The 25,452-nt window shown below is 59.4% G+C and carries 22 protein-coding genes and 1 pseudogene; 13 read left to right on the top strand and 10 right to left on the bottom strand.

Annotated features, from left to right (window positions below):
- Positions 1-48: 48 nt before the first annotated feature.
- From ACR0JE_RS12645 to ACR0JE_RS12620, 6 genes are read left to right on the top strand one after another with little or no spacing between them, the layout of a single operon-like run.
- Positions 49-1,095, top strand: a complete 1,047-nt coding sequence (locus ACR0JE_RS12645; RefSeq protein ID WP_170535929.1) for a rod shape-determining protein — start codon at positions 49-51, stop codon at positions 1,093-1,095.
- A 58-nt stretch (positions 1,096-1,153) separates the two neighbouring features.
- Complete coding sequence (mreC, locus tag ACR0JE_RS12640; protein ID WP_480548623.1) at positions 1,154-2,056, top strand: rod shape-determining protein MreC; 903 nt, start codon at positions 1,154-1,156, stop codon at positions 2,054-2,056.
- Entirely contained in the window at positions 2,049-2,585 is a 537-nt protein-coding gene (locus ACR0JE_RS12635) for a rod shape-determining protein MreD (protein WP_480544315.1), read from the top strand. The genes mreC and ACR0JE_RS12635 overlap by 8 nt, the downstream gene beginning before the upstream one ends.
- Positions 2,582-4,531, top strand: coding sequence for a penicillin-binding protein 2 (gene mrdA, locus ACR0JE_RS12630; RefSeq protein ID WP_480864387.1), 1,950 nt, complete (start codon positions 2,582-2,584; stop codon positions 4,529-4,531). The genes ACR0JE_RS12635 and mrdA overlap by 4 nt, the downstream gene beginning before the upstream one ends.
- Positions 4,528-5,667 carry a rod shape-determining protein RodA gene (rodA, locus tag ACR0JE_RS12625; protein ID WP_480864386.1) on the top strand — a complete coding sequence of 380 codons (1,140 nt, stop codon included), beginning with the start codon at positions 4,528-4,530 and terminating at the stop codon, positions 5,665-5,667. Before mrdA ends, rodA begins: the two co-directional genes overlap by 4 nt.
- A gap of 15 nt (positions 5,668-5,682) precedes the next feature.
- A complete protein-coding gene (locus ACR0JE_RS12620) occupies positions 5,683-6,615 on the top strand; it encodes a 2-hydroxyacid dehydrogenase (protein ID WP_480548617.1) in 933 nt (310 codons plus the stop codon).
- A gap of 13 nt (positions 6,616-6,628) precedes the next feature.
- On the opposite strand, the gene ACR0JE_RS12615 is transcribed toward ACR0JE_RS12620, so the two are convergent.
- The 6 genes from ACR0JE_RS12615 to ACR0JE_RS12590 form a co-directional block, all read right to left on the bottom strand.
- The gene (locus ACR0JE_RS12615) at positions 6,629-8,644 is read right to left on the bottom strand and encodes a M3 family metallopeptidase (protein WP_480548615.1); all 2,016 of its coding nucleotides are present in this window, start codon (positions 8,642-8,644) and stop codon (positions 6,629-6,631) included.
- Between the two features lie 76 nt (positions 8,645-8,720).
- Positions 8,721-9,770: a HesA/MoeB/ThiF family protein gene (locus ACR0JE_RS12610; RefSeq protein ID WP_480864385.1), complete on the bottom strand. Its 1,050-nt coding sequence runs from the start codon at positions 9,768-9,770 to the stop codon at positions 8,721-8,723.
- Positions 9,770-10,225 (bottom strand): dUTP diphosphatase, encoded by a 456-nt coding sequence (dut, locus tag ACR0JE_RS12605; protein ID WP_480864401.1) that lies wholly within the window; start codon positions 10,223-10,225, stop codon positions 9,770-9,772. Before dut ends, ACR0JE_RS12610 begins: the two co-directional genes overlap by 1 nt.
- 31 nt (positions 10,226-10,256) lie before the next feature.
- Positions 10,257-11,453, bottom strand: a complete 1,197-nt coding sequence (gene coaBC, locus ACR0JE_RS12600) for a bifunctional phosphopantothenoylcysteine decarboxylase/phosphopantothenate--cysteine ligase CoaBC (RefSeq protein WP_480864384.1) — start codon at positions 11,451-11,453, stop codon at positions 10,257-10,259.
- Positions 11,454-11,516: 63 nt separating this feature from the next.
- Positions 11,517-12,341 (bottom strand): ChaN family lipoprotein, encoded by an 825-nt coding sequence (locus tag ACR0JE_RS12595; protein ID WP_480864383.1) that lies wholly within the window; start codon positions 12,339-12,341, stop codon positions 11,517-11,519.
- Entirely contained in the window at positions 12,338-13,216 is an 879-nt protein-coding gene (locus tag ACR0JE_RS12590) for an RNA polymerase factor sigma-32 (protein WP_170535908.1), read from the bottom strand. The genes ACR0JE_RS12595 and ACR0JE_RS12590 overlap by 4 nt, the downstream gene beginning before the upstream one ends.
- A 100-nt stretch (positions 13,217-13,316) precedes the next feature.
- On the opposite strand from ACR0JE_RS12590, the gene cobU reads away from it, so the two are divergent.
- The 4 genes from cobU to ACR0JE_RS12570 are packed head-to-tail and all read left to right on the top strand — an operon-like array spanning position 13,317 to position 16,918.
- Positions 13,317-13,838, top strand: a complete 522-nt coding sequence (gene cobU / locus ACR0JE_RS12585; protein WP_480864382.1) for a bifunctional adenosylcobinamide kinase/adenosylcobinamide-phosphate guanylyltransferase — start codon at positions 13,317-13,319, stop codon at positions 13,836-13,838.
- Entirely contained in the window at positions 13,835-14,413 is a 579-nt protein-coding gene (locus tag ACR0JE_RS12580) for a histidine phosphatase family protein (protein ID WP_480864381.1), read from the top strand. The genes cobU and ACR0JE_RS12580 overlap by 4 nt, the downstream gene beginning before the upstream one ends.
- Positions 14,414-14,471: 58 nt before the next feature.
- The gene (locus ACR0JE_RS12575; protein ID WP_480864380.1) at positions 14,472-15,356 is read left to right on the top strand and encodes a glutathione S-transferase; all 885 of its coding nucleotides are present in this window, start codon (positions 14,472-14,474) and stop codon (positions 15,354-15,356) included.
- 47 nt (positions 15,357-15,403) lie between these two features.
- Positions 15,404-16,918 carry a YifB family Mg chelatase-like AAA ATPase gene (locus ACR0JE_RS12570; protein WP_480864379.1) on the top strand — a complete coding sequence of 505 codons (1,515 nt, stop codon included), beginning with the start codon at positions 15,404-15,406 and terminating at the stop codon, positions 16,916-16,918.
- Here ACR0JE_RS12570 and gshB read toward each other — a convergent pair.
- The 3 genes and pseudogenes from gshB to rsmI all read right to left on the bottom strand — a co-directional run bounded on the left by gshB (position 16,915) and on the right by rsmI (position 19,129).
- Positions 16,915-17,847 carry a glutathione synthase gene (gene gshB, locus ACR0JE_RS12565; RefSeq protein WP_170522312.1) on the bottom strand — a complete coding sequence of 311 codons (933 nt, stop codon included), beginning with the start codon at positions 17,845-17,847 and terminating at the stop codon, positions 16,915-16,917. The genes ACR0JE_RS12570 and gshB overlap by 4 nt on opposite strands.
- Before the next feature lie 61 nt (positions 17,848-17,908).
- Positions 17,909-18,270, bottom strand: a pseudogene (locus ACR0JE_RS12560) (YraN family protein).
- 1 nt (position 18,271) lies between these two features.
- Complete coding sequence (gene rsmI / locus ACR0JE_RS12555) at positions 18,272-19,129, bottom strand: 16S rRNA (cytidine(1402)-2'-O)-methyltransferase (RefSeq protein ID WP_480864378.1); 858 nt, start codon at positions 19,127-19,129, stop codon at positions 18,272-18,274.
- Between the two features lie 88 nt (positions 19,130-19,217).
- Between rsmI and ACR0JE_RS12550 the strand changes: the two genes are divergently transcribed.
- From ACR0JE_RS12550 to murJ, 3 genes are read left to right on the top strand one after another with little or no spacing between them, the layout of a single operon-like run.
- A complete protein-coding gene (locus tag ACR0JE_RS12550; RefSeq protein ID WP_480864377.1) occupies positions 19,218-20,390 on the top strand; it encodes a penicillin-binding protein activator in 1,173 nt (390 codons plus the stop codon).
- Positions 20,350-23,169, top strand: coding sequence for a [protein-PII] uridylyltransferase (locus ACR0JE_RS12545; RefSeq protein ID WP_480864376.1), 2,820 nt, complete (start codon positions 20,350-20,352; stop codon positions 23,167-23,169). Before ACR0JE_RS12550 ends, ACR0JE_RS12545 begins: the two co-directional genes overlap by 41 nt.
- Positions 23,166-24,707 (top strand): murein biosynthesis integral membrane protein MurJ, encoded by a 1,542-nt coding sequence (gene murJ, locus ACR0JE_RS12540; RefSeq protein WP_480864375.1) that lies wholly within the window; start codon positions 23,166-23,168, stop codon positions 24,705-24,707. Before ACR0JE_RS12545 ends, murJ begins: the two co-directional genes overlap by 4 nt.
- Here the strand turns inward: murJ and ACR0JE_RS12535 are convergent, their stop codons facing one another.
- Positions 24,708-25,394 carry a rhomboid family intramembrane serine protease gene (locus ACR0JE_RS12535; protein WP_480548589.1) on the bottom strand — a complete coding sequence of 229 codons (687 nt, stop codon included), beginning with the start codon at positions 25,392-25,394 and terminating at the stop codon, positions 24,708-24,710. It lies immediately after the preceding gene.
- Positions 25,395-25,452 lie beyond the last annotated feature (58 nt).

Raw genomic sequence — 25,452 nt, 5'->3', positions numbered from 1 at the left:
GTCGAGTCGCGGGCAGTAGAAAAACTGACATACAGGATCAGGGGAAACATGGGGATCTTAGGCAATCTGGGCGGCCTGTTCACTTCGGACATGGCCATCGACCTTGGGACAGCGAACACGCTGGTTTATGTCAAGGGTCGCGGTGTGATCCTGTCTGAGCCCTCCGTTGTTGCCTACCACGTCAAGGACGGGGTCAAAAAGGTTCTGGCCGTTGGCGAAGACGCCAAGCTGATGCTGGGCCGGACCCCCGGTTCGATCGAGGCCATCCGCCCGATGCGCGAAGGTGTGATCGCCGATTTCGACACCGCTGAAGAAATGATCAAGCACTTCATTCGCAAAGTGCACAAACGCTCGACATTCTCTAAACCCAAGATCATCGTCTGCGTCCCCCATGGCGCGACTCCGGTTGAAAAACGTGCGATCCGTCAGTCGGTTCTGTCTGCCGGTGCGCGCCGCGCCGGTCTGATTGCCGAGCCGATTGCGGCGGCGATTGGTGCTGGGATGCCGATCACAGATCCGACCGGAAACATGGTCGTAGATATCGGTGGCGGTACCACCGAGGTCGCTGTTCTATCGCTAGGTGACATCGTATACGCCCGTTCGGTCCGCGTGGGCGGAGACCGCATGGATGAGGCCATCATCTCGTACCTGCGCCGCCAGCAAAACCTGTTGGTGGGTGAATCCACAGCTGAACGGATCAAGACCACAATCGGCACCGCGCGCATGCCCGACGATGGCCGCGGCCAGTCGATGCATATCCGCGGTCGCGACCTGTTGAACGGCGTTCCCAAGGAAATCGAGATCAGCCAGGCTCAGGTTGCAGAAGCGCTGTCAGAACCTGTGCAGGCCATCTGTGAGGCCGTGATGACCGCCTTGGAAACCACGCCGCCCGATCTGGCAGCGGACATTGTGGACCGGGGCGTAATGCTGACGGGTGGGGGTGCTTTGTTGGGCGATCTTGATCTGGCGCTGCGCGAACAGACCGGTCTGGCGGTGTCGATCGCCGATGAAAGCCTGAATTGTGTGGCTTTGGGCACCGGCAAAGCGCTAGAATACGAAAAACAGCTGCGCCACGCGATTGACTACGAAAGCTAAGGCGCGCACCCTTTGAGCATTGGGTGAATTCGGCACGAGCAGCACGGGAAGGTAACCTGTGGCAAAAGACCGATCACAGCGCGATGACTACACGGCCCCGCTGCGCCGACTGTTGCTGGGGATTGTCGTACTGTGCCTGCTGGGCATTTTCATTGTCTGGCGCATTGACAGCCCAAGGGTCGAACGGTTCCGCGCACAGGTGGTGGACGCTGTTGTCCCATCAATGGAATGGGCGATGGTCCCGGTCACGGCAACGGTCAATCTTGTTCGTGACTTTCAAAGCTACCAAAGCCTCAGCGAACAAAATCAAGAGCTGCGCAGCGAATTGCGCCTGATGCGGGCGTGGAAAGAGGCCGCGCTGCAATTGGAGCAGGAAAACGCGCGCCTTTTGGATCTGAACAATGTGCGTCTTGATCCGCGCCTGACTTACATAACCGGCGTTGTCATGGCCGACAGCGGCTCTCCGTTTCGGCAATCGGTTCTTTTGAACGTGGGCGCCCGGGACGGAATCGTTGATGGCTGGGCCTCGATGGACGGGATTGGGCTGGTGGGCCGCATCTCGGGCGTGGGGCCTGATACTGCGCGGGTCATTTTGCTGACCGATGCGTCCAGCGCGATACCGGCGACCATCCAGCCTTCTGGGCAAACAGCCTTGATTGCGGGTGACAACACCCCCGCTCCTGCCGTCGAGTTTCTGGAAAACCGGGAACTTGTGCGACCCGGGGACCGAGTGACTACGTCGGGGGACGGAGGCGTTTTCCCGGCCGGACTACTGATCGGGCAAATCGCGGAGGACCCGGGGGGCCGCTTGCGCGTGCGCCTGTCCGCCGATTTCGAACGGTTGGAGTTTCTTCGCGTTCTACGCTTCAACGCAGCCCCGACCATTCGGGATCCCGGCACTGTTGTCGGGCCAACACAGCCCGAAGCGGCCCTAACATCCGGGGAAGCCGGCGATGGATAGACCCGCCTCTTACAACTGGGCCATGCGCGGGCTTTATGTCCTGATAGCGTTTCTTGTTCTTTTCCTGCACCTGCTGCCACTGAACGCACAGCCGGATCGCTGGCCTTTTCCCGACATGATAATCGCGCTGACCTTTGCCTGGGTGCTGCGCCGCCCGGAATATGTTCCAACCTTGTTGATTGCCGCTGCGATGCTGATGGCCGATCTGTTGTTGCAACGACCTCCAGGGTTGCTGGCGGCTTTGGTCGTGCTTGGCGCCGCCTATCTGCACGGGGCCGCGTCGAGCATGCGAGATGCTGGGTTCGTCGGTGAATGGATATCCGTTAGCGTGGTCACTGCCGCAGTCTTTCTCGGCAATCGTATTATCTTGGCGATCGTGTCGATCGACCAAGCAGCCTTCGGGTCCGTTTTGTTCCAGTTGATCGTGACGATAGCAGCCTATCCTGTGATCGTCCTTCTCAGCCAATCCGTGTTCGGCGTACGCAGGGTATCAGCAGCGGATGCAAGTGTTGCGGGGGCGCGGGCATGAAGCAACGCAATCCCAAGGCGCAAGGCCTCGCCTATAAACGCCTCCCACGCCGAGCCTTGATTTTGGGCGGGTTGCAGGCCGCCTTCGTCGGCGGGCTGGCCGCGCGAATGCGGTTCATGCAAGTCGAACAGGCCGATCAGTACCGGCTTTTGGCTGAAGAAAACCGCATCAACCTCCGCCTGATCCCACCGACACGTGGCCGAATCTATGACCGCAACGGTCAGATCATCGGGCAAAACACGCCATCATATCGCATCGTTATCGTTCCCGAAGACGCAGGTGATCTGGACAAGGTGATCGCCAAACTATCCAACTTGATCCCATTGACCGAGGACGAGATCGAGCGCGCCAAGACTGAGATACGCCGCTCGGCTCCGTTCTTGCCAGTTACTCTGGCGGATCAGGTGACGTGGGAGGACATCTCGAAGGTCGCGGTGAACGCACCTGCCCTTCCTGGCGTGACACCCGAGGTGGGCTCGACCCGGCAATATCCCAGATACGAGGATTTCGCCCATATCGTCGGTTATGTTGGCCCGGTCAGTGACTATGACCTCAGCCAGATCGAAGACCCCGAACCGGTGCTGCGCATCCCCCGGTTCCAGATCGGCAAGGTCGGATTGGAGGCAAAACAGGAGATCTCGCTGCGTGGTCGGGCCGGGTCCAAACGGGTTGAGGTCAACGCGACGGGCCGTGTCATGCGCGAGTTGGATCGGCAGGAGGGTCAGCCGGGTGCCGACCTGCAATTGTCCGTCGACGCAGACCTGCAACAATACGCACAGGCCCGGCTGGCCGGGGAAAGCGCCGCCGCTGTTGTCATCGATTGCGAAACCGGCGATCTGCGCGCCATGGCCTCAGCCCCCAGTTTTGACCCCAACCTTTTTGTGCGCGGCATCTCAGTCGCAGATTATCAGTTCCTGACACAGGACAAGTATCGCCCGCTGGCCAACAAGACAGTTCAGGGCACTTATCCGCCGGGGTCGACCTTCAAGATGGTCACCGCACTGGCCGCACTAGAAGCTGGTGTCGTAGGCCCCGGAAATACGGTCTATTGCCCCGGTCACCTAAAAGTCGGCAGCCGCCGCTTCCACTGCTGGAAACGCGGCGGGCACGGAATGGTGGACTTGAATACATCTCTGAAACGCAGCTGCGACGTGTATTACTACGACGTGGCGATCAAGGTCGGGATCGACAAAATTTCTGAGATGTCCAACATCCTTGGTTTGGGGATCAAGCATGACATTCCAATGTCTGCCGTGCGCGCCGGGCTGGCGCCCAATCAGGCATGGAAACAGCGGGTCCATGGCGAGGAATGGCTGATCGGTGATACGGCCAACGCGTCCATCGGGCAGGGCTTCATGCTCGCTTCGCCCATGCAACTGGCCGTTATGACCGCAAGGATCGCCACTGGACGCGCCGTTGCGCCCCGACTGGTACGGTCGATCAACGGGGTTGAACAGCCCTCGGGCGCGGGCGAACCGCTGCCGATCAGCCCCACCAACCTGCGCTACATTCGCGAGGCGATGTGGTCGGTGTCGAACGACCGGCGCGGCACGGCCTATCGCAGCCGGATCATCGCGGATGATCTGCGTATGGCGGGCAAGACCGGCACCAGCCAGGTCCGCAATATCACCAAGGCCGAACGGGCCGCTGGCGTGATCCGCAACGAAGACCTGCCATGGGAGCGGCGCGATCACGCCCTGTTCGTCAGCTTTGCACCCTATGACAACCCCAAATACGCGATTGCCGTGGTGGTGGAACATGGCGGCGGTGGATCAAAAGCTGCCGCCCCGGTCGCGCGGGATATCATGCTGCAGGCGCTCTACAAAGGCACGCCGCCGCTTGAAGCCTACCCGGTTGCCGACCGCGACCGCATCAAGGAACAGCAAAAACGGCTTGAGGGCGACCGCCGCCCCAAAGCGCGTCCTGACGAAAAAGACCGCGCATGAGCTATCTTGAGTACAACGTCAAATCCACGCCATCGGGGCTTCGCAAGTTTCTATACATGAACTGGCCCCTGACGCTGTTGCTGATCAGCACGGCCAGTGCCGGCTTCCTGATGCTGTATTCCGTCGCTGGCGGATCATGGCTGCCTTGGGCCGAACCTCAGATGGAGCGGTTTGGTCTGGGCCTCACGGTCATGTTCATCGTCGCACTTGTGCCGATCTGGTTCTGGCGCAACATGTCAGTGCTGGCCTATCTGGGTGCTATTGCGCTGCTGGTTTTTGTTGAGTTGTTCGGCACGGTTGGCATGGGTGCGCAACGCTGGATCGATCTGGGGTTCATGCGGCTGCAACCCTCAGAGGTCATGAAAGTCACACTGGTCATGCTGCTGGCGGCCTACTATGACTGGCTGCCGTCGCACAAAACCTCGCGCCCGCTTTGGGTGATCCTACCGGTGATCCTGATCCTGATCCCGACTTTCATGGTTTTGCGGCAACCGGACCTTGGAACCTCGATCCTTCTATTGGCCGCCGGTGGTGGATTGATGTTTCTGGCTGGTGTGCACTGGGCCTACTTCGCCGCTGTGATCGCGGCGGTCGTTGGCCTGATTGCGACCGTGTTCAACAGTCGGGGGACCGAGTGGCAGTTGCTGAAAGACTATCAGTTCCGCCGCATTGATACGTTTCTGGATCCCTCCACCGACCCTTTAGGCGCGGGCTATCACATCACCCAATCAAAAATCGCTTTGGGTTCGGGCGGATGGAACGGTCGGGGATTCATGCAAGGCACCCAGTCGCGCCTGAATTTCCTGCCCGAGAAGCATACCGATTTCATCTTCACCACACTGGCTGAAGAGTTCGGCTTTGTCGGCGGGATCACCCTGTTGGTGCTCTATGCGCTGATCCTGATTTTTTGCATGGTCACTGCGCTGTCGACCAAAGATCGGTTCTCGTCCCTAGTGGTGCTGGGGATTGCGCTGAACTTCTTCCTGTTCTTCGCAGTCAACATGTCGATGGTGATGGGACTGGCCCCGGTTGTGGGCGTACCGCTGCCAATGGTCAGTTATGGAGGATCAGCCATGCTGGTACTGATGGCCGCTTTCGGTATTGTCCAAAGCGCGCATATCCACCGCCCCCGCTAATCTGAAAGGCCCCTCATGACCGTCAACGTCCTGTTCTCTGCGCGCCCTGAATTGTGGCCGGTCTATGAGCCGCTTTTGTCTCAGGGTCTGGCCGAAGCCGGATTGGACGTGTATCTGGCCACAGATATCGAACCCGATCAGGTGGACTATGTCGTCTACGCGCCAAATGACGGCCTGCTGGACTTCAAACCCTATTCTCGGCTGAAAGCCGTCCTGAGCCTTTGGGCCGGGGTCGAAAGCATCGCCGACAACGAAACCCTGACCGTTCCATTGGCCCGTATGGTGGATCACGGATTGACTCAGGGCATGACTGAATGGGTCGTTGGCCACACCTTGCGGTATCATCTGGGCATGGACACCCATATCAGCGAACAGGATGGCGTGTGGACCCCAATAGCGCCCCCCCTTGCGACCGAGCGCACGGTCTGCGTGCTGGGGTTGGGAGAGTTGGGTCAAGCAGCAGCGCAGGCGTTAGCCGCGCTCAACTTTCACGTTTTGGGGTGGAGCCGTACCGAGAAAGACATTCAAGGCGTAACCTGTCTGTATGGAACAGAAGGTTTGCGAACCGCCTTATCGCAATCCGAGATCGTCATACTGCTGTTGCCGGACACGCCCGCGACTGAGAATACCCTGAATGCCGTGACTTTGGCACTAATGCCGACAGGGGCAAAGATCATCAATCCGGGACGCGGCCCTTTGATCGATGACGACGCCCTGCTGGAGGCGCTGAACACCGGGCAAGTCGGACACGCGACGCTGGACGTGTTCCGCATCGAGCCACTGCCACCCGAACATCCCTATTGGGCGCATCCAAACGTCACCGTCACCCCGCATATCGCATCCGAGACCCGGCCCGTTACCGCGGCACAGGTGATCTGCGAGAACATCCGTCGCGGCGAGACCGGTAAACCCTTGGTGCATCTGGTGGACCGCCAGTTGGGATACTGACGGCCCGGACAGGTCAGGCTACGATCAACCCGCGCCCTTTCAGCAAAGCCTCGACACCCGGCAGGCGGCCCCGGAAGGCCAGATACAGATCCTCGGCCTCGCGCGAGCCGCCGGTGGAGAGGATATTCTCTTCCAGCGCCTTGGCGCGTTCGGGGTCAAAGGCCCCTCCGGCCTCTTCGAATGCGGCGAAGGCGTCGGCATCCATGACCTCGGACCACATGTAGCTGTAGTAGCCCGCGCTGTACCCGTCGCCCGCAAAGACATGGGCAAAATGTGGGGTGGCGTGGCGCATCCCGATGGCCTTTGGCATGCCGATTTCGGCCAGAACCTCTGCCTGCTTGGCCATCGGATCCGCCGGGGCTGCGCCTTCGTGAAACGCCAGATCAACCAAGGCCGAGGCCACATATTCGACCGTCTGGAACCCTTGATCGAAATTGGCTGCCTTCAGCACCTTCTCCAACATCGCCTGAGGCATCGGCTCACCCGTCTCAGCATGGGTGGCGTATTCCGCCAGAACCTCGGGCACTTCCAGCCAGTGTTCATAAAGCTGGCTGGGCAGTTCGACGAAATCCCGCGCGACGGACGTGCCCGAGATGCTTTCATAGGTCACATTCGACAGCATCTGATGCAGCGCATGACCGAACTCGTGGAATAGAGTTCGCGCATCGTCATAAGATAGCAGTGCGGGATTACCCTTGGCGAAGTTGCACACGTTGATCACGACGGGCGCTTGTTCTTCGGGGAACTTCGCCTGCGCGCGCATGGCGCTGCACCACGCGCCGGACCGTTTCGAGCCTCGAGCGAAGTAATCACCAATGAAAACCGCCACATGTCGCCCGTTGCGTGTTACCTCCCACGCCCGGCAATCGGGGTGATAGAGGGGCACGTCGAGCGGCGCGAACTCCAGCCCGAACAGACGGTTGGCGCAAGCAAACGACGCCTCGATCATCCGGTCGAGTTGCAGGTACGGTTTCAGCGCCGCCTCATCCAGATCATGCTCGGCCTTGCGGCGCTTCTCGGCATAGTAGCGCCAGTCCCAGGCCTCCAGCGGGCCGTTCACGCCATCGTCTTGCATCATACCGGCCAGAATCTCAGCATCCGCATCTGCGCGGGTTTTGGCGGGTTCCCAGACCTGCATCAACAGATCGCGCACGCGGTCGGGCGAGCGGGCCATCTCGGTTTCCAGTTTGAAATCCGCAAAGCTGTCATAGCCCAGCAGCTTGGCGCGTTCTTCCCGCAGGGTCAGGATTTCGGCTGCAATCTCGCGGTTGTCGGTCTCGTTCCCATTCGCCCCTCGCGCAGCCCAAGCGCGATAGGCTATTTCCCGCAGGTCGCGGCGGGATGAGAATTGCAGAAACGGCACAATCAATGAGCGGGACAGGGTCACAACCGGCCCGTTCGCACCCTTTTCCTCACCCGCAGCGCGCGCCGCAGCGATCACGAAATCGGGCAGACCGTCCAGATCATCCTCGGCCAGTTCCATGAACCAGTCACGCTCATCCGCCAGCAGATTCTGGGTGAAAGAAGTGCCCAACGATGCGAGGCGAGACTTGATCTCTTGCATCCGGGAATCGGCCTCACCCTCCAGCGCAGCACCGGCGCGGACAAAGCCGCGATGGGTCAGCATCAGAACGCGCGCCTGTTCATCGCTCAGGTTCAGATCATCGCGCCGCTGCCAAAGATCGGCCACCCGGTGGAACAAATCCTTGTTTGATGAAATGCCCGAGAAATGCGCCGAGAGCTTCGGTGAAAACTCTCGCTGCAATTCTTCGCGTTTCGGGTTGCTGTCAGCGCCCGCCACTGTAAAAAACACCGACAGGACCTTGTCCAACTGCTCACCCGCCGCTTCAAGCTCTTCGATTGTGTTGGCAAAGGTAGGCACGTCCGGGTTTCCGGCAATCGCGTCGATTTGTGCGTTGTGCGCGGCCATCGCTTCGTCCAACGCAGGTGCGAAATCCCCATCTGAAATCGCGGAAAACGGGGCGATCTCAAAGGGCGTGGTCCAGTCGGACAGGATCGGGTTGGTCATGCAGGTCTCCTTTGCCCCTCAAGCTATGTAGAGGGTCAGCAATGGTCCAGAGGGGGAGTGAATTTTGACGTCGAAACTAAGTCCCAACCTGTCCGCAAATCGGGCAATCGGCGCGTTTCGACAGGGTGATTTTGCGGCTTTCGCCATAGAGCGCGTCATAGATCAGCATCTCACCGCGCAGGAAGGCACCGGCACCTGTGACCACCTTGATCGCCTCAACCGCCATCATCGACCCGACCACGCCGGGCAGCGGCCCGATCACTCCAGCCTCGGCGCAGGACGGGGCGAGCCCGGCGGCAGGCGCTTCGGGGAAAATACACTGGTAGCAAGGACCTGCGGTTGCGGGATCAAAGACGCTCAATTGCCCTTCCCATTGCGATAGGGCGCCAGAAATCAGCGGTTTGCCCAGTTCAACAGCCGTTTTGTTGGCCAGATAGCGGGTATCGAAGTTGTCCGTTCCGTCTAGGATCAGATCGAAATCAGCGAACAGATCGGCCGCGATTTCTGCAGTCAGGCGGCGGTTGTATGGCAGTACCGTCACGTTCGGGTTCTGCGCTTCCATTGCCTGTTGAGCGGAAAAAACCTTGGGCATTCCGATATCGGAATCGCAGTGAATGACCTGCCGTTGCAGATTGGCGTTCTCGACGACATCGTCGTCGATCACCCCGATGGTCCCCACGCCCGCAGCGGCCAGATATTGCAGGGCCGGCGCACCCAGACCACCTGCGCCAATCACTAGCACGCGCGCCTGTTTCATCTTCTTCTGACCCGGTCCGCCCAACTCGCGCAATACGATGTGGCGGGCATAGCGATCGAGTTCTGTTTCCGAAAACCGATCCGTGCGCACCTGAGGGTCTTGTTCGGACGCGGATGTGACCCGGCTACGTAGGACCTTGATGATCTTGCTATAGCCCAGAACCAACCCGATGCATCCCGCCAGCATCAGCCACATCGCAGCAGATCCGCCTGTCGCCTCGCGCAGTGGGTTACCATCCGGCAGAACCAGCTGCGCTAGGATAACACCTAACAGAAGAACGCCCACTGAAGCCATACGCGCGCTGCGGGAAACGCCTGCGATATAACCTACGCCCCAAAGCCCAGCGGCAAGCAGCAGAACCAGCAGCATCAGCCGTGCCCGGTGGACCCGAACCCGCCTGATCCGCGTTCGGTTTCGCTGAGTACTTCTGCAAACTGGAAATCTGCCTGAACCACCGGAGCAACGACCAGTTGCGCAATGCGTTCGCCATGCGCAACTTCGAAACTCTCTTGCCCCGCGTTCATCAGGATCACACCCAGTGGCCCGCGATAGTCGCTGTCGATTGTACCTGGCGTGTTTGGCAGGGTAATACCGTGTTTCAACGCAAGCCCGGAACGCGGCCTGACCTGCACTTCATATCCTGCAGGAATCTCGATCCGCAGCCCCGTCGGGATCAGCGCACGCTGTCCCGGTTCCAAAGTCACTGAGACACCATCCGGCAGGTTTGCACGCACATCCGCCCCAGCCGCTCCGCTCGTCTCATAAGATGGCAAAGCCACCAAGGCGTCTGCGCCCGCATCGCGGATTACCCGGATTGCAACCATCATTGCACCTCTTGGTTCAGGGCTATGGGCATCAGTTACCCAAAGCCTCAGCAATCTTTTGCGCCAGTCGCGCCGCAACCGCATCCTTGCCCATGCGCGGCCATTCTTCGGCGCCCGCATCCGAAATCAGCACAACCGCATTCTCTGTGCCGCCCATGATGCCGGTCGCAGGGCTGACATCATTGGCAACGATCCAATCGCACCCTTTGCGCTGGCGCTTTGCCGTTGCATGTTCAAGAACGTCGTTGGTTTCTGCGGCAAAGCCAACAACCAACGTCGGACGTCCGTGATCCATGTGTGAGACACGTTTCAAGATGTCCGGATTTTCGGAAAACTCCAGCGCGGGCAAGCCATCCTGGGTTTTTTTCAGCTTCCGGTCCGATGCGCTGGCCACACGCCAATCCGCCACCGCTGCAGCAAACACGCCCGCATCCACGGGTAAGGCCGCATCCACCGCGTCTGACATCTGCTGAGCTGTTTCGACGCGTACAACCTGCACGCCTTCGGGTGGCGGCACATCTGCGGGACCGGTGACAAATGTCACATCTGCCCCAAGCGCCGTCAATGCCCGTGCTACCGCCGTACCCTGTGCGCCCGAGGATCGGTTGGCGATGTAGCGCACGGGATCGATCGGTTCATGGGTGGGGCCTGATGTCACAAGAATGCGTTTTCCCTGCAGCGGACCATCTGCCAGTTGCGCTTCTATAGCCGCAACAATCCCCAACGGTTCAGACATTCTGCCAGGGCCGTATTCGCCACAGGCCATATCGCCTTCGTTTGGCCCGACAAAACGCACGCCGTCGGCCTGTAATTGCGCAAGATTGCGTTGTGTCGCCGGGTGATCCCACATCCGTACATTCATGGCGGGCGCACACAATACGGGCGTATCCGTGGCCATCAATAAGGTCGAGGCCAGATCGTTGGCCAACCCAGCCGCCATCTTGCCCATCAGATCCGCCGTAGCCGGGGCGACCACAAGCAAATCGGCAGAGCGCGACAGCTGAATATGGCCCATCTCAGCCTCATCTGTCAGATCAAACAGGTCGCGATAGCATTTCTCGCCCGCCAAGGCAGACACGGACAAAGGTGTCACGAACTCTTCGGCGGCGCGTGTCAGAACCGGGGTCACGGCCGCGCCACGCTCTTTCAGGCGGCGGATCAGGTCCAGCGACTTGTAGGCCGCGATCCCTCCGCCAATGATCAGCAGGATACGTTTGGAAGCCAGCATGTTCAGCCTTTCCCGTTCTGGTCGGCGCTGACATTAGGCAAGGCCACGGCGTTGTACCAGCGGTTAATTCTGCACCTCAAAGGCTTGGCAGGGGTCTTCGCGATCTACTGCAGGGCTATCGATGACCACATCAAAGGTGCCATCGATCTGCCCGTCTTCGGATTGGCCAACGACAAAGACCTTCAAACCGGGACGCAAGCGGGACAGGAAGGTGGGGATACCGCGATCCTTGCGCGCATGGCCGTTGCCAGTGATCACAGCTACCGGCCCGCCGGTATCGTCCACCGCCTGCAGGATCGACCGCGTCAGCACTGCATCACGCAAGCGTTGTATCGCAACCATCTGCGGCAGCACCTGTTCGGACAGTGCATTGCAATGCGCCACAAGCTGATCCGCCTCACGCGCCGCTTGTTCTTGCGCAGGCAGTGGAACCGTCAGACCGTAGCGTGCCGCATCTGCGCCAAGTGCGGTTGACGCGCCGCGTTCCATGGCCGCGCGTGCTGCGGCGCGAGGCACCATCGCACCGTAGACCGGCGCATCTGAAGCCTGAAAGATCGGATAGTACATGCTGAGCGGCGGCCAGCCCGTTTCTGCCCAGCGCAGGATGCGACCCAGCTCTTCTGGATTCGAGGCCGCTGTCTGCGCCAAACGTTGTGCGCCCTCTTCGGTGACCATTTCCCAAACGACAGCAGACGGGGCGATCACCTCAATCGCCTCGGTCTGAACCTTGTGATGGTCCGGATTGTCGTGAATCTCGCCCAATATCACGACATCCGCTGCCTGCATCGCAGCAACCACGTCGTCAGGGATAACGCCAGCGGCAATACCCGGGCGCGCCGGGATTGCCGTAACTGTCAGAGCAAAAAGAAGAATCGCAAGCCGTGTCATGCGATGAAGTGTTGCACCTCACGCGATTGGGCTTCAAGGTTCTTACGCATCTTCGTGAAGGCTGCGGCCTCAAGCTGGCGCACGCGTTCCTTTGATAGACCAAGCTCGTCACCCAAGCTTTCAAGGGTTCGTGCCGGTTCCCGCAGCTTACGTTCACGCACGATGAACCTTTCCCGATCATTCAGCGATTTCATCGCGGTTAGCAACCATTCGCGCAACTGCTCGGTATCATGGCTGTGTTCTACCGCTTCGGCGGCCTGCTCACGATCATCTTCCAGCGCGTCGATCCATTCGCGTCCGTCCTCATCGGCAGATTGCACCGCATTCAGCGAGAAATCCGACCCGGATAGGCGACCTTCCATCATCTCGACATCGCGCAGCGGCACACCAATCTCGGTCGCGATCATCTGGTGCAATTGATGGCGGTCCAGCTCAAGACCCTCGGTTGCGGCCTCACGCTCCAGCCGCGCCTGAACACGGCGCATATTGAAAAACAAGGATTTCTGGGACGAGGTCGAGCCGGTGCGCACCATCGACCAGTTGCGCATCACATAGTCCTGAATGCTGGCCTTGATCCACCAGACCGCGTATGTCGAAAAGCGCACGCCCCGGTCGGGGTCGAACTTGTCGGCGGCTTTCATCAGGCCCAAACCGGCCTCTTGGATCAGATCGTTCATGGGCGCGCCGTAGCGCTTGAACTTAGCCGCCATCGAAATAGCTAACCGCATATAGGCGGTGATCAAACGGTGCAGGGCTTGTTCATCGCGTTGGTCTCGCCATGCATAAGCCAGCTTTAATTCAGTCTCCGCGTCAAGCAGTTCCGCCTTCATCGCTCGCCGGGACATCGAAAAGTCGGTCGCGTTGTCAAGTGCCATGAAACTCTCCCTATTTGATATTCGATGGCCGGGCTTGCCTTGCCGACCTATGGTCGATACGCAGAACCCAACAGACCGGATCACTTGAAAGGTAAGAATTGTGCTTCCCGATTTAACCTTTGTTCTGGGTGGGGCTGCATCGGGAAAGTCCGCCTTTGCCGAACAACTGGTTGTTTCATCGGGCAAAAGCCGCGTTTATCTGGCCACTTCACAAGTGTTTGATGATGAGATGCGCGCGAAAGTCGATCACCATATCGCGCAGCGTGGGCCGCATTGGCCAACGGTCGAGGCCCCGCTGGATCTGGCACCTGTATTGGCTGATCTAAACCCCGAACAGATCTGCTTGATCGATTGCGCCACCATGTGGCTGACCAATCACCTGTTGGCTGAGAGCGATCTGCATACTGCGCAGACTGACCTACTACAAGCCGTTAAAAACTGCCCGGCCCACATCGTCATCGTATCGAACGAGGTGGGGCACGGAATCGTCCCCGAAAACACTTTGGCCCGCCGGTTTCGTGAGGCACAGGGCCGATTGAACATCGCCTTGGCGGCACAGGCAGAGTTGGTGGTTCAAGTGACAGCAGGTCTACCGAGTGTTCTGAAAGGCGCACTGACGTGACGCGGTTGCATCTGGTCCGGCATGGCCCAACCCATGCCAAAACCATGGTCGGGTGGTCAAATCTTCCCGCTGATCTCAGCGACACCGCCGCCCTGAAGCGGCTGCATGACTATTTACCTCATGACGCCGTCGTTGTCTCATCAGACCTGTCGCGCGCCGTTGATACCGCATCCGCTATTCAAGGCACGCGTGCACGCCTGCCGCATCATCGTGATCTGCGAGAGATCAATTTTGGCGCATGGGAGTTGCGCGGTTTCAAAGAGATCGAGGCCGAGGACGCTGAACTGGCTTTTGCTTATTGGGACAATCCCGGTGACGTGCGCCCACCAGACGGGGAAAGCTGGAACGAGGTCCGCGCGCGCGTCGACCGCGCTGTTGACGCCCTGATCGCGAATCAACATGGCCGCGATATTGTGATCGTCGCCCATTTCGGGGTGATCCTGACGCAGGTTCAGCGGGCACTTGATCTGGACGGACAACAGACTTTTGCCCATCGTATCGACAACCTGTCCGTCACCCATTTGACCTTTGAGGGAACAGGCTGGTCCGCAGGGGCGATCAATCACCGTCCGTGATCCCACTGCGCACAAATCACTGATTTACCAAACGCCGACCCGACGCCATCGTGGGCCCATGACCTATGATCTCTTTATCGGTGACAGGCTGTTTTCCAGCTGGTCCTTGCGTGGTTGGCTAATGCTGGAAAAGTTTGGCCTGCCCTATCGAAACCATATGATCGGGCTGTATTCCGGCACGATGGCGCAGGATATGCAGACCATCGCACCTGCGCGCCTTGTGCCCGCCTTGCGCATGCCCGACGGAACGGTCGTGGGTGAAAGCCTGGCGATGGCCGAAACGCTGGCTGAATGCCATCCGGATGCCGGGCTCTGGCCAAAAGATGCGGCAGCACGGGCGACAGCCCGGTGGCTCTGCGCCGAGATGACCGCCGGCTTCAGCGCCTTGCGTGAAGATTGCCCCATGCAGTTGAAACACACCTGGCAAGACTTCAACCCATCAGAGGATACGCTGGCAGATTTGGAGCGTGTTGAAACGCTGTGGGCTCATGCCCGCCAGATATCCGGGGCTGCAGATGGCCCATTGTTCGGAGCCTATTCACTTGCGGATGTGTTCTACACCCCGGTCGCGGCAAGGATTGTGGGCTATGGTCTGCCGGTGTCTGCTGCCAATCTCGACTATTGCCACTTTCTGCTTGGCCAGACCTCGGTACGGCAATGGCGAGCCATGGGACTGACAGTTGAGTACGATCCATTTCCCTACAATCATGGCTCCGTTTCTTCGCCCTGGCCCATCGGTGGCATATCAACCGCCAAAACTGTCGAAACCGGCCCCTCATTGAACGCGCACTGCCCGTATTCCGAGGAACCGGTGACGGATTTTCTGGAACTCGATGGGCAATGCTGGGGTTTCTGCAACGCATTCTGCCGCGATAAAACTGCCGCAGACCCCGAGGCCTGGCCAAAATTCATCGCCATGCGAGACGTCGTTAACGATTCCTAAACCGCAACCATGGCAGCAACGTCTTGTTAACCAAGAACAGGATTGCCATGGTCGCCCGCGCCCATACCGTTGCGTTTCAAGGGGTCGATGCCCGCCCGGTCGAGGTGCAATGCGCCGTTTCACCCGGACTGCCTGCGTTCTCCATAGTAGGGTTACCAGACAAAGCCGTGTCCGAGGCGCGCGACCGGGTGCGCAGCGCGCTGAGCGCCATGGCCATCGCGCTGCCTTCGAAACGGATCACCATCAACCTGTCCCCAGCTGACTTGCCGAAAGAAGGCAGCCATTTTGACCTACCCATTGCCGTCGCATTGCTGTCAGCGCTTGAGATTATCCCTGCCGACGCGGCAGAGGGAACGGTCGCATTGGGGGAATTGTCGCTGGATGGGTCACTGGTCCCTGTTGTCGGGGCCCTGCCTGCTGCGATGACTGCTGCGTCCGAAGATCGTGCCTTGCTGTGCCCCCGCGCCTCCAGCGCAGAGGCGGCTTGGGTCGATGCAACCCAAGTGATTGGCGCAGGGTCATTGAGCGATGTGGTGCGCCACTTTTCGGGCCAGACGCCGCTTGCCGCCGCAAAACCGGGTGAGGTGACCCTTGCAGCCAACCCACGTGATCTGCGCGATGTAAAAGGTCAGGAACGGGCCAAACGCGCGTTGGAGATCGCGGCGGCAGGCCGGCACCATCTGATCATGATCGGCACGCCCGGCTCGGGCAAATCCATGCTGGCGGCCCGCTTGCCCGGCATTCTGCCCCCTTTGACCCCGGTTGAGGCATTGGAAACGTCGATGATCCAATCGCTCTGCGGCCTGTTGGATGAAGGCGGGATCAGCCGGGCGCGGCCTTTTCGGGAGCCGCATCACACGGCCTCGATGGCCGCGATTGTTGGCGGCGGCAAGGGTGCGAAACCGGGTGAGATTTCGCTGGCCCATAACGGCGTGCTGTTCATGGACGAGTTTCCCGAGTTCCCCCGAACGGTGCTGGAGACCCTGCGCCAGCCGATTGAAACCGGCGAAGTCATGGTCGCCCGTGCCAATGCCCATGTGAAATACCCCTGCCGCTTCATGCTGATCGCGGCGGCAAACCCCTGCAAATGCGGATATTTGACCGACCCGTCCCGAGCCTGTTCGCGTGCACCCGGATGCGGTGAGGACTACCTAAACCGCATTTCCGGCCCGTTGATGGACAGATTCGACCTGCGGATCGAGGTGCCGCCGGTTGCATTCACCGACCTCGATCTGCCGCCCTCTGGTGACAGTTCAGCCACCGTCGCCGCACGCGTCGAACAAGCACGGGCGGTGCAGGCCGCCCGGTTCGAGGGCCACAGTTCAGTACGTCAGAACGCCGACGTCGAAGGCAAACTGTTGGAAGAAGTTGCCGCGCCAGATGCTGAAGGGAAAGAGCTGTTGCTTAAGGCCGCTGACCGGTTTGGCCTGTCAGCCCGCGCGTTTCACCGCATTCTGAGGGTCGCGCGCACCATCGCGGACCTCGAAGGAGCACTTGATATCCGCCGCCCTCACGTGGCCGAGGCGCTGAGTTTTCGCATCAGCGCCAAGGTGATGGCTTAAACTTTGGCCTCAATCGCCTGCCAGATCTTTTCGGCGATGTTCTCGCCGTTAAACCGCTCCAGCTCCTGAATGCCAGTGGGCGAGGTCACATTGATCTCGGTCAGGTAGTCGCCAATGACGTCGATCCCGACAAAAATCTGGCCCTTTTCTTTCAGAATTGGACCGATGGCGGCGCAAATCTCGAGATCGCGTTCGCTCAGCCCGATCTTCTCGGGGCGACCGCCCACATGCATGTTCGAACGCGTCTCGCCTTCGGCCGGGACACGATTGATCGCGCCCACCGCTTCCCCATCGACCAGGATCACGCGCTTGTCGCCGTTTTTGACATCGGGCAGGAATTTCTGAACGATCAGAGGCTCGCGCGAGAAGCCCGAGAACAGCTCATGCAGGGACGTGAGATTGCGGTCGTTGGCATCCAGCCGGAACACGCCTGCACCGCCATTGCCGTAAAGGGGTTTCAGGATGACGTCCTTATGCTTGTCCTTGAACGCTTTGATAGTCCGCAGATCCCGCGCAATCGTGGTCGGTGGCATCAGATCGGGGAAATCCAGGATCAGCAGTTTTTCAGGGAAGTTGCGAACCCAAAACGGGTCATTGACCACCAGAACCTGACCTTTCAGACGATCCAGCAGATGGGTCGACGTGATGTAATGCATGTCGAACGGCGGGTCCTGTCGCAGCCAGATGACGTCGAACTCGGCCAGATCAACCTCACGTTCCGGTCCAAGCACCGCCGGATCTCCGGGCACACGTTGCACCGTCATGTCCTGACCGCGCGCGGTGATCCGCCCTTCCTGATAGGCCAATTGGTCCGGGCCGTAGAAGAACAGCTGGTGCCCGCGGGCCTGCGCCTCTTCCGCAAGGCGGAAAGAGCTGTCGGCATTGATGTCCACGGCCCCGATCGGGTCCATTTGAAAGGCGATTTTCATGGCATGTCCCTCAACTTCACGCCAGATACATGGCGCAGCAGGCCGAGGGGTTCAATGGGGCTTAGGCCTGCCCAAACGCGTTTTCGATGATTTGGACCGCACCCGAGCGATCAACCAATGCCGCGTCGAACCGCACATTCGTCAGCTGCCCGCCGGGTTCGTTTTCTAGAAACTGCGCAGCCGAGGCGCAAATCCGTTCGGTTTGCCGCCGTGTGATGCGGGCCGCGGCCATGTCAAAACTGGCGCTTTTCTTCACCTCGGCCCATCGCTGTCGCGTGCGATCAGATCAATCTCTCCACCTGCGCCGCGCCAGCGTCTATGCGCGATCGGGTATCCGCGGCGTTCATAGTCCATCGCCACCTGCACTTCAGCGGCCTGACCGGAGTGATAAGAAACCGATCCCTGAACCGAGCGCTGCGCCATCTTATCCCTTTCCCAGTTTCAGGGCCTTTTGGTAGATTGGGCGGCGCGGCAGTTCGTACATTTGCGAGACCAGATCCGCCGCATCCCGTACCGAATGGGTTCGCAAGGCCTTGATCAATGCCTCTTCTACGTCAGACTCGTTAACGGTTTGCGAATGGCTTCGATCCACCAGTAGAACAACTTCACCTTTGACGGACTGGCCCTCATAGGCGTCCGAAAGCTCACCCAAGCTGCCGCGCCGCACCTCTTCGAACTTTTTCGTCAATTCGCGGCAAAGCGCGGCTTGGCGGTCCGATCCCAGAACGTCTGCCAGATCAGACAGACAGGCCGCCACACGCTTTGGCGATTCGTAGAAAACAAGCGTGCCGGGAATATCACGCAGCGCTTCGATACGACTGCGACGTGCGCCAGACGCATTTGGCAAAAATCCCGCGAAAAAGAACGCATCCGTAGGCAATCCGGCCAGCGTGAGCGCGGTTAAAACCGCCGACGGGCCGGGCGCGCAGGTCACGGTATACCCGGCCTCAGACGCCTGCCGCCCTAGATCATAGCCTGGGTCCGCAATCAGCGGCATTCCAGCCTCGGACGCATAGGCCACCGAAAGCCCCTGGTCTAACGCATCCATGATCTTGCCGCGTGCTCCTGCACCGCTGTGATCGTGATAGGCCTGAATGCGCCGCCCCTCCAGTGGAACGCCATGAATCTCCATCAGTCTGCGCAGACTGCGCGTGTCTTCGGCTGCGATCATGTCGGCAGAGGCCAAGACGTCCAAAGCCCTGAGCGTAATGTCGCGCGCGGTTCCGATGGGTGTGGCAACAAAATACAGGCCCGCAGCCAATCTGGTCTTTTGGAAATTCAAAGCTGGACCCTCACCGCGTGACGTTTATTATCTCAGATCGACAGAACAGCGGCGTCGCGCGCTGCCGGATCAGGGAGTTTTCTTTTAGATGTTTACTGTTTGCAAGCCCGTAAGCAAGCTGGCGAAAGCCGCAGCCGCGCTGGCCACCGCAGCATTACTGGCGGCCTGTGAGCCTGGCGGTCTTGGTGGAGGTCCATCAATCGATACATCCGATCCCGTTCCCGTCGCCCTATTGGTGCCGCGCGGGTCAGGTCAGGCCGGTGACGCCGCATTGGCACAAAGCCTCGAAAATGCCGCTCGGCTTGCCATGTCTGATCTGCCGAACGTGAAAGTCGACCTTCGGGTCTATGACACGGCCGGAAATGCGGGCACCGCCTCGACAGTCGCACAACAGGCTGTGGCGGACGGTGCAAAGATCATTATTGGCCCGGTTTACGCGCAGGCCGCAAATGCCGCTGGCTTGGCCGTGTTGAACAAAAACGTCAATGTCCTGTCTTTCTCGAACAATACCAGCATCGCCGGAGGCAATGTCTTTGTTCTTGGTCCCACCTTCCAGAACACAGCGAACCGGCTGGTGAACTATTCGGCCGCTAAAGGCAAAACCGGAACCGTGATCGTCTACAGCAACGACGCAGCCGGCCAGTTGGGGCAATCTGCAATTGCCTCTGCCTTAGGCAGCAGCCCGGTCAACAATGCGGGCACCGTTTCCTATGACCGCTCGCAACAAGGGGTGATTACCGCGGTGCCGACCATCAAGGCGACCGTCGATTCTTCCGGAGCGGACTCGGTGTTCCTGACAGCGACAACAGCTGGGGCGTTGCCTTTGCTGACACAGCTTTTGCCCGAAGCGGGCGTGTCCTCTGCTACAACACAGTTCATCGGCCTGACGCGTTGGGATATCCCACCACAAACTCTTGAACTGCCGGGGGTTCAGGGGGGCTGGTTTGCCCTGCCCGACCCAGCCAAGGCGCAATCCTATCGTCAGCGCTATAACGCGACCTACGGCGAAGCACCGCATCCGATCAGCGGCCTGGCCTATGACGGGATCGCCGCGATTGGCGCGCTGGTTGCACAAGGCAAATCCAATGCGCTGACCGGAGCAGCCCTGACCCAGAGCGCCGGATTCCAGGGCGTGGGTGGCATTTTCCGCCTGCGTCCGAATGGCACCAATGAACGCGGTCTGGCCGTCGCCACGATCCAGAACAAACAGGTGGTTGTGATTGACCCTGCCCCACAAAGCTTCGCTGGCGCCGGTTTCTGACCGGCCCGGCCTGATCACAGCGCCTGATGCTGAACTGATCTGCCCCGCCAACGACATTTTCGACAGCGCCAATGTGACGGAACAATTGGCTGCTGCTTTTGAGACCTGCGCGGACAATACCGCCATGCGGGCAGAAACGGTGCGTATCCTGCGGGAGGCTCAAAAAGCAGGGCGCAAAGCGATTGCCGATGCCTTTGCAACGCGCCCATTTGAGGCGCGCCCCTTGACGCGTTCGTATACCTACCTAACCGATCAGCTGGTGGGCACAGCAATGCACGTGTCCAGCGAACGGCTGCACCCGCTTGCCACGCCCACACAAGGCGAGCGGATCGCCGTTCTGGCGGTTGGTGGTTATGGGCGGGGCGAAATGGCACCCGCATCCGACGTGGATCTGCTGTTCCTGACGCCCTACAAGATCACCGCCTGGGCCGAGAGCGTGATCGAATCCATGCTCTATATCCTGTGGGATCTGCGGTTAAAGGTCGGGAATTCCTCTCGCACGATCAAAGACTGCCTGCGCCTCGGGGCAGAGGACTTTACCATCCGCACAGCCATGCTGGAGCAACGCTATCTGGCGGGTGACAAGGCGCTGGCGGATGAGTTGGACAAACGGCTTAAATCCGAACTGTTCAAAGGAACCGAGCGCGAGTTTATTGAAGCCAAGCTGCAAGAACGCGACGCCCGGCACCTGAAGCAGGGCCAGCGCTATATGGTCGAGCCCAATGTGAAAGAGGGCAAAGGCGGATTGCGTGACCTGCAGTCGCTGTATTGGATCGCCAAATACATCTACGGTGTCCAGGACGTGGCCGAACTGGTGCCTTTGGGGTTGTTCACACCCGAAGAATTTCAAACATTTGTCGAGGCCGAAGATTTCCTATGGGCCGTTCGATCACATCTGCATCTGGTGACCGGCCGCGCAACGGAACAGCTAACCTTTGACCTGCAAGTCGAAGTGGCCGAGCGCATGGGATACAAAGACCGTGCCGGGCGACGCGCGGTTGAAGTTTTCATGCAGCGGTATTTCCGCGAAGCGACCCGCGTGGGCGAACTGACGCGAATCTTCCTGACCAAGCTGGAAGCGGCGCATGTGAAGGGTGCCCCGCTGCTGGAACGGATTTTCCGCCGGCGTCCTCAGGTCAAAGACGGGTACAAAGTTGTGCATGGGCGGCTGGACATTGCCGACCCGGATGCGTTTCTGTCTGACAAGGTCAACTTACTGCGCCTGTTTGAAGAAGGGCTGCGGACCGGCATGTTGATCCATCCCGACGCCATGCGCCTTGTTACGGCCAATTTGCACCTGATCGATGAAGACATGCGCAACGATAAAGAAGCGCGGCGCATCTTCCTGGACCTAATGCTCAAACACGGCAACCCCGAACGCGCCCTAAGGCGCATGAACGAACTTGGCGTGCTATCGGCCTTTCTGCCCGAGTTCGAACCCATCGTCGCGATGATGCAATTCAATATGTATCACAGCTACACGGTGGACGAGCATACCATCCAATGCATTACGAACCTTGCCCAGATTGAACGTGGCGAATTGGTTGAGGCTTTGCCATTGGCCTCATCGATTCTGGAAGGCGGCGTCAATCGCAAGGTTTTGTATGTGGCGCTGTTGCTGCATGATATTGCCAAAGGGCGCCCCGAAGATCATTCGATCCTTGGGGCGCAAATCGCGCGCAAAGTGGCCCCACGGCTTGGGTTGAACAAGACCGAATGTGAAACCGTCGAATGGCTTGTTCGGTATCACCTGCTGATGTCAGACATGGCACAAAAACGCGACGTCTCGGACCCACGCACGGTGCGCGACTTTGCCAAGGCGGTGCAGACCGTCAAGCGGCTGGACCTGCTGACCGTGCTGACGGTGTGTGATATTCGCGGCGTCGGGCCAACCACCTGGAACAACTGGAAAGCCACCCTGCTGCGTGCGCTGCATGCTGAAACCAAACGCGCACTGGACACCGGACTGGAGGTCCTGAACCGCGCCAATCGTGGAGCCGAGGCGAAAAAGGCATTGCGGGCCAAACTGGCCGACTGGACCAAGACAGACCTCAAGACAGAAACCGGTCGTCACTATGCGCCTTATTGGCAGGGTCTGCCTCTGTCGGCTCATGTCGAATTTGCCGAGATGTTGCGCGCGCTTGAGATCAGCGGCGATCCGGGGGCAATGGAAATTCGCCTACACCCGGATGAAGATCGTGATGCGACCCGCGCCTGCTTTGCGATGGGTGATCACCCCGGCATTTTCGCACGGATCGCCGGTGCGCTGGCACTTGTTGGGGCCAATGTCGTGGACGCGCGCAGCTACACCACCAAGGACGGCTATGTCACCGATGCGTTCTGGATACAGGATGCCGAGGGTCACCCATTCGAAGCTTCGCGCCTGCCGCGCCTAACGCAGATGATCCAGAAGACGCTCAAAGGTGAGGTGGTCGCCGGTGAAGCACTGAAATCCCGCGACAAGATCAAGAAACGCGAACGCGCCTTCAACGTGCCGACCCATATCACCTTCGACAATGAAGGGTCCGAAATCTACACCATCATCGAAGTGGATACTCGCGACCGTCCCGGACTTCTGTATGACCTCACACGCACGCTTGCGTCTTCGAACGTGTATATCGCCAACGCGGTAATCGCGACTTATGGCGAGCAAGTTGTGGATACTTTCTATGTCAAAGACATGTTCGGCCTAAAGTACCACTCGGAAAGCAAACAACGCGGGCTTGAAGCCAAGCTGCGCAAAGCCATCACCGAGGGCGCCGAGCGCGCAGTCTCATGAAGCAAATCCGGTTGTTTTCGGGCCTGTTCACGGTGGGGTTCTTGACCCTGGCCAGCCGTATCCTAGGCTTTCTACGAGAGATTCTGCTGACCGCCTATATCGGTCCCGGACCAGTGATGGACGCGTTTGTCGCCGCCTTCCGCCTACCCAACATGTTCCGAAGGTTCTTTGCCGAAGGGGCATTCAACGCGGCCTTTGTACCGATGTTTTCGAAAAGGCTGGAGGGCGATGAAAACGCCGAAGGGTTCGCGCAAGACGCCTTTAATCTACTAGGTGCTGCCGTACTGGTACTGGTTGGTCTGGCCATGGTGTTCATGCCCGGCCTTGTTTGGCTAACGGCAGAAGGGTTTTATGGAGACCAAAGGTTCGATCTGGCCGTCGACTATGGCTATATCGTCTTTCCTTACATACTTTTTATGTCTTTGGCGGCATTGTTCTCGGGTGTCCTGAACGCAAACGGACGCTTTGCAGCCGCCGCTGCCGCCCCCGTTTTGCTGAACATTTTTGCCTGCACAGCCCTGATTTTCGGCGCGCTGTCCGGGGGTGCGGTCATTCGCTGGCTGATCGCAGTGATCCCGATCGCCGGCATCGCGCAATTGGCGCTGGTTTGGGTGGCGACGGAACGGGCAGGCATCCGCATTCGCCCCGGCGTGCCCCGGCTCAGCCCCGAGATGCGCAACATGGTTCGCATTGCCGTCCCGGCGGCTTTGGCTATGGGTGTCACGCAAGTCAATCTGGTGGTTGGACAACTGGTTGCTTCGAAAACCGAGAAAGCCGTCAGTTGGCTTTTTGCGGCAGATCGGCTGTATCAACTCCCCTTGGGCGTCGTCGGGATAGCTATCGGCATCGTCCTGCTGCCCGACCTGTCCCGCCGCCTGCGTGCGGATGACAAGGATGGCGCGCGCAACGCCTTTTCCCGCGCTGGCGAGTTCATGCTGTTGCTCACGCTGCCCTCGACCATCGCCTTTTTGATCATCCCGATCCCACTGGTTTCGGTCCTGTTCGAACGGGGCCAATTCAACCCCGAGGATACTGCCGCCACAGCGTTGGCCGTTGCCGTCTATGGCGTCGGGCTTCCCGCTTTTATGCTGCAGAAACTTCTGCAACCCCTGTTCTTTGCGCGCGAGGATACGCGGTCGCCCTTCCGCTATGCTGTGGTCGCCATGGTCATCAATGCGGCGTTGGCCTTTGGGCTCTATCCGCTGGTCGGATGGATTGCGCCTGCGATTGCCGCCTCGGCAGCTGGATGGGCCATGGTCGCCTTACTGGCCATCGGCGCGCGCCGCATGGGTGACGAGGCGCGGTTCGATGATCGGTTCAAACAGCGGGCCTGGCGGATTGTTGCGGCCTCGGTTGGAATGGGTGTCGTATTGTTTGTTGCCATCCGGCTGTTTGGCGGGGCCTTCGAATTGCCGGGCTGGCGCTATCTTGCCCTACTGAGTTTGATCGGCGTGGCAGCAATTGCGTATTTTGTGCTTGGCCACCTGTTGGGGGCTTTCAAGCTGGCCGAGTTCAAACGCGCCTTGCGCCGGTCCTGATCAATCCCGCCGAATGCGGCCTCTGATCCGGGCCCAACCACCTGGTGCCAGAAAGAATGACAATCCGAACCCGGTGGCAAACCCGGCCAGATCGGCGATCCAATCCGGCGCACCGCCAAAGATCAATCGAAACAGAAACTGAATTCCCATCAGCACCGCAATCAATTGAAACGCCCTAGCCTGGTTCTCGCCCACCAAAGAAAGCTTACGCCACAAAAGCCATGTGAACGCTCCGATCAAGCCGTAGACTGATGGAAACCCGCCAACCAGATACGCGCCAGGAGCCAGGATCAACGCATAAACCACAGCTGCGCCGACACCAGACAGCACAAAGATGAGCAACATCGCAACGCTGCCAAACACTTCGGCAACCATCTTGCCCATCGCTAGAACGAAGACGCAAACAAAGACGGATTGCGTGAAGTTGAACGAGACAAACGGATAGGTGATCAGACGCATTAGATAGTCGGCGCGCCACTGCCCTGTCTGCAACATCCGGTCAAACTGGCTGACAAAGAACGAATAGCTGTCTATCGCCTGCGTGCGCCAGCCTATGGCCCCAGGCCCGCCGATCAGGCCGCGTTCGCCCAGAATAAAAGCCAGCTCGATCCCCATGATGAACAGAACCAGCGCCACCACCACGGGCGGTAGCGGGTTCACGGCGGGTGTATAATGCTCACTGCTCATCTGCCGGGCCTTTCGCGGCTGTTGACGTCCCTTACCCTCATGGGTAAGCGACGAGGGC

The organism is Ruegeria sp. H3 (genome assembly GCF_056533095.1).
Note: the sequence above shows the minus strand (reverse complement) of the source record. Positions and strands in the feature narration are given on the sequence as shown.

Bases quoted from the DNA above. Each gene is read 5' to 3' on its own strand.
- ACR0JE_RS12645 (WP_170535929.1), top strand. From the start codon at position 49: ATGGGGATCTTAGGCAATCTGGGCGGCCTGTTCACTTCGGACATGGCC.
- ACR0JE_RS12635 (WP_480544315.1), top strand. From the start codon at position 2,049: ATGGATAGACCCGCCTCTTACAACTGGGCCATGCGCGGGCTTTATGTC.
- mrdA (WP_480864387.1), top strand. From the start codon at position 2,582: ATGAAGCAACGCAATCCCAAGGCGCAAGGCCTCGCCTATAAACGCCTC.
- rodA (WP_480864386.1), top strand. From the start codon at position 4,528: ATGAGCTATCTTGAGTACAACGTCAAATCCACGCCATCGGGGCTTCGC.
- ACR0JE_RS12620 (WP_480548617.1), top strand. From the start codon at position 5,683: ATGACCGTCAACGTCCTGTTCTCTGCGCGCCCTGAATTGTGGCCGGTC.
- ACR0JE_RS12615 (WP_480548615.1), bottom strand. From the start codon at position 8,644: ATGACCAACCCGATCCTGTCCGACTGGACCACGCCCTTTGAGATCGCC.
- ACR0JE_RS12610 (WP_480864385.1), bottom strand. From the start codon at position 9,770: ATGCTGCTGGTTCTGCTGCTTGCCGCTGGGCTTTGGGGCGTAGGTTAT.
- dut (WP_480864401.1), bottom strand. From the start codon at position 10,225: ATGGTTGCAATCCGGGTAATCCGCGATGCGGGCGCAGACGCCTTGGTG.
- coaBC (WP_480864384.1), bottom strand. From the start codon at position 11,453: ATGCTGGCTTCCAAACGTATCCTGCTGATCATTGGCGGAGGGATCGCG.
- ACR0JE_RS12595 (WP_480864383.1), bottom strand. From the start codon at position 12,341: ATGACACGGCTTGCGATTCTTCTTTTTGCTCTGACAGTTACGGCAATC.
- ACR0JE_RS12590 (WP_170535908.1), bottom strand. From the start codon at position 13,216: ATGGCACTTGACAACGCGACCGACTTTTCGATGTCCCGGCGAGCGATG.
- ACR0JE_RS12575 (WP_480864380.1), top strand. From the start codon at position 14,472: ATGACCTATGATCTCTTTATCGGTGACAGGCTGTTTTCCAGCTGGTCC.
- ACR0JE_RS12570 (WP_480864379.1), top strand. From the start codon at position 15,404: ATGGTCGCCCGCGCCCATACCGTTGCGTTTCAAGGGGTCGATGCCCGC.
- gshB (WP_170522312.1), bottom strand. From the start codon at position 17,847: ATGAAAATCGCCTTTCAAATGGACCCGATCGGGGCCGTGGACATCAAT.
- ACR0JE_RS12550 (WP_480864377.1), top strand. From the start codon at position 19,218: ATGTTTACTGTTTGCAAGCCCGTAAGCAAGCTGGCGAAAGCCGCAGCC.
- murJ (WP_480864375.1), top strand. From the start codon at position 23,166: ATGAAGCAAATCCGGTTGTTTTCGGGCCTGTTCACGGTGGGGTTCTTG.
- ACR0JE_RS12535 (WP_480548589.1), bottom strand. From the start codon at position 25,394: ATGAGCAGTGAGCATTATACACCCGCCGTGAACCCGCTACCGCCCGTG.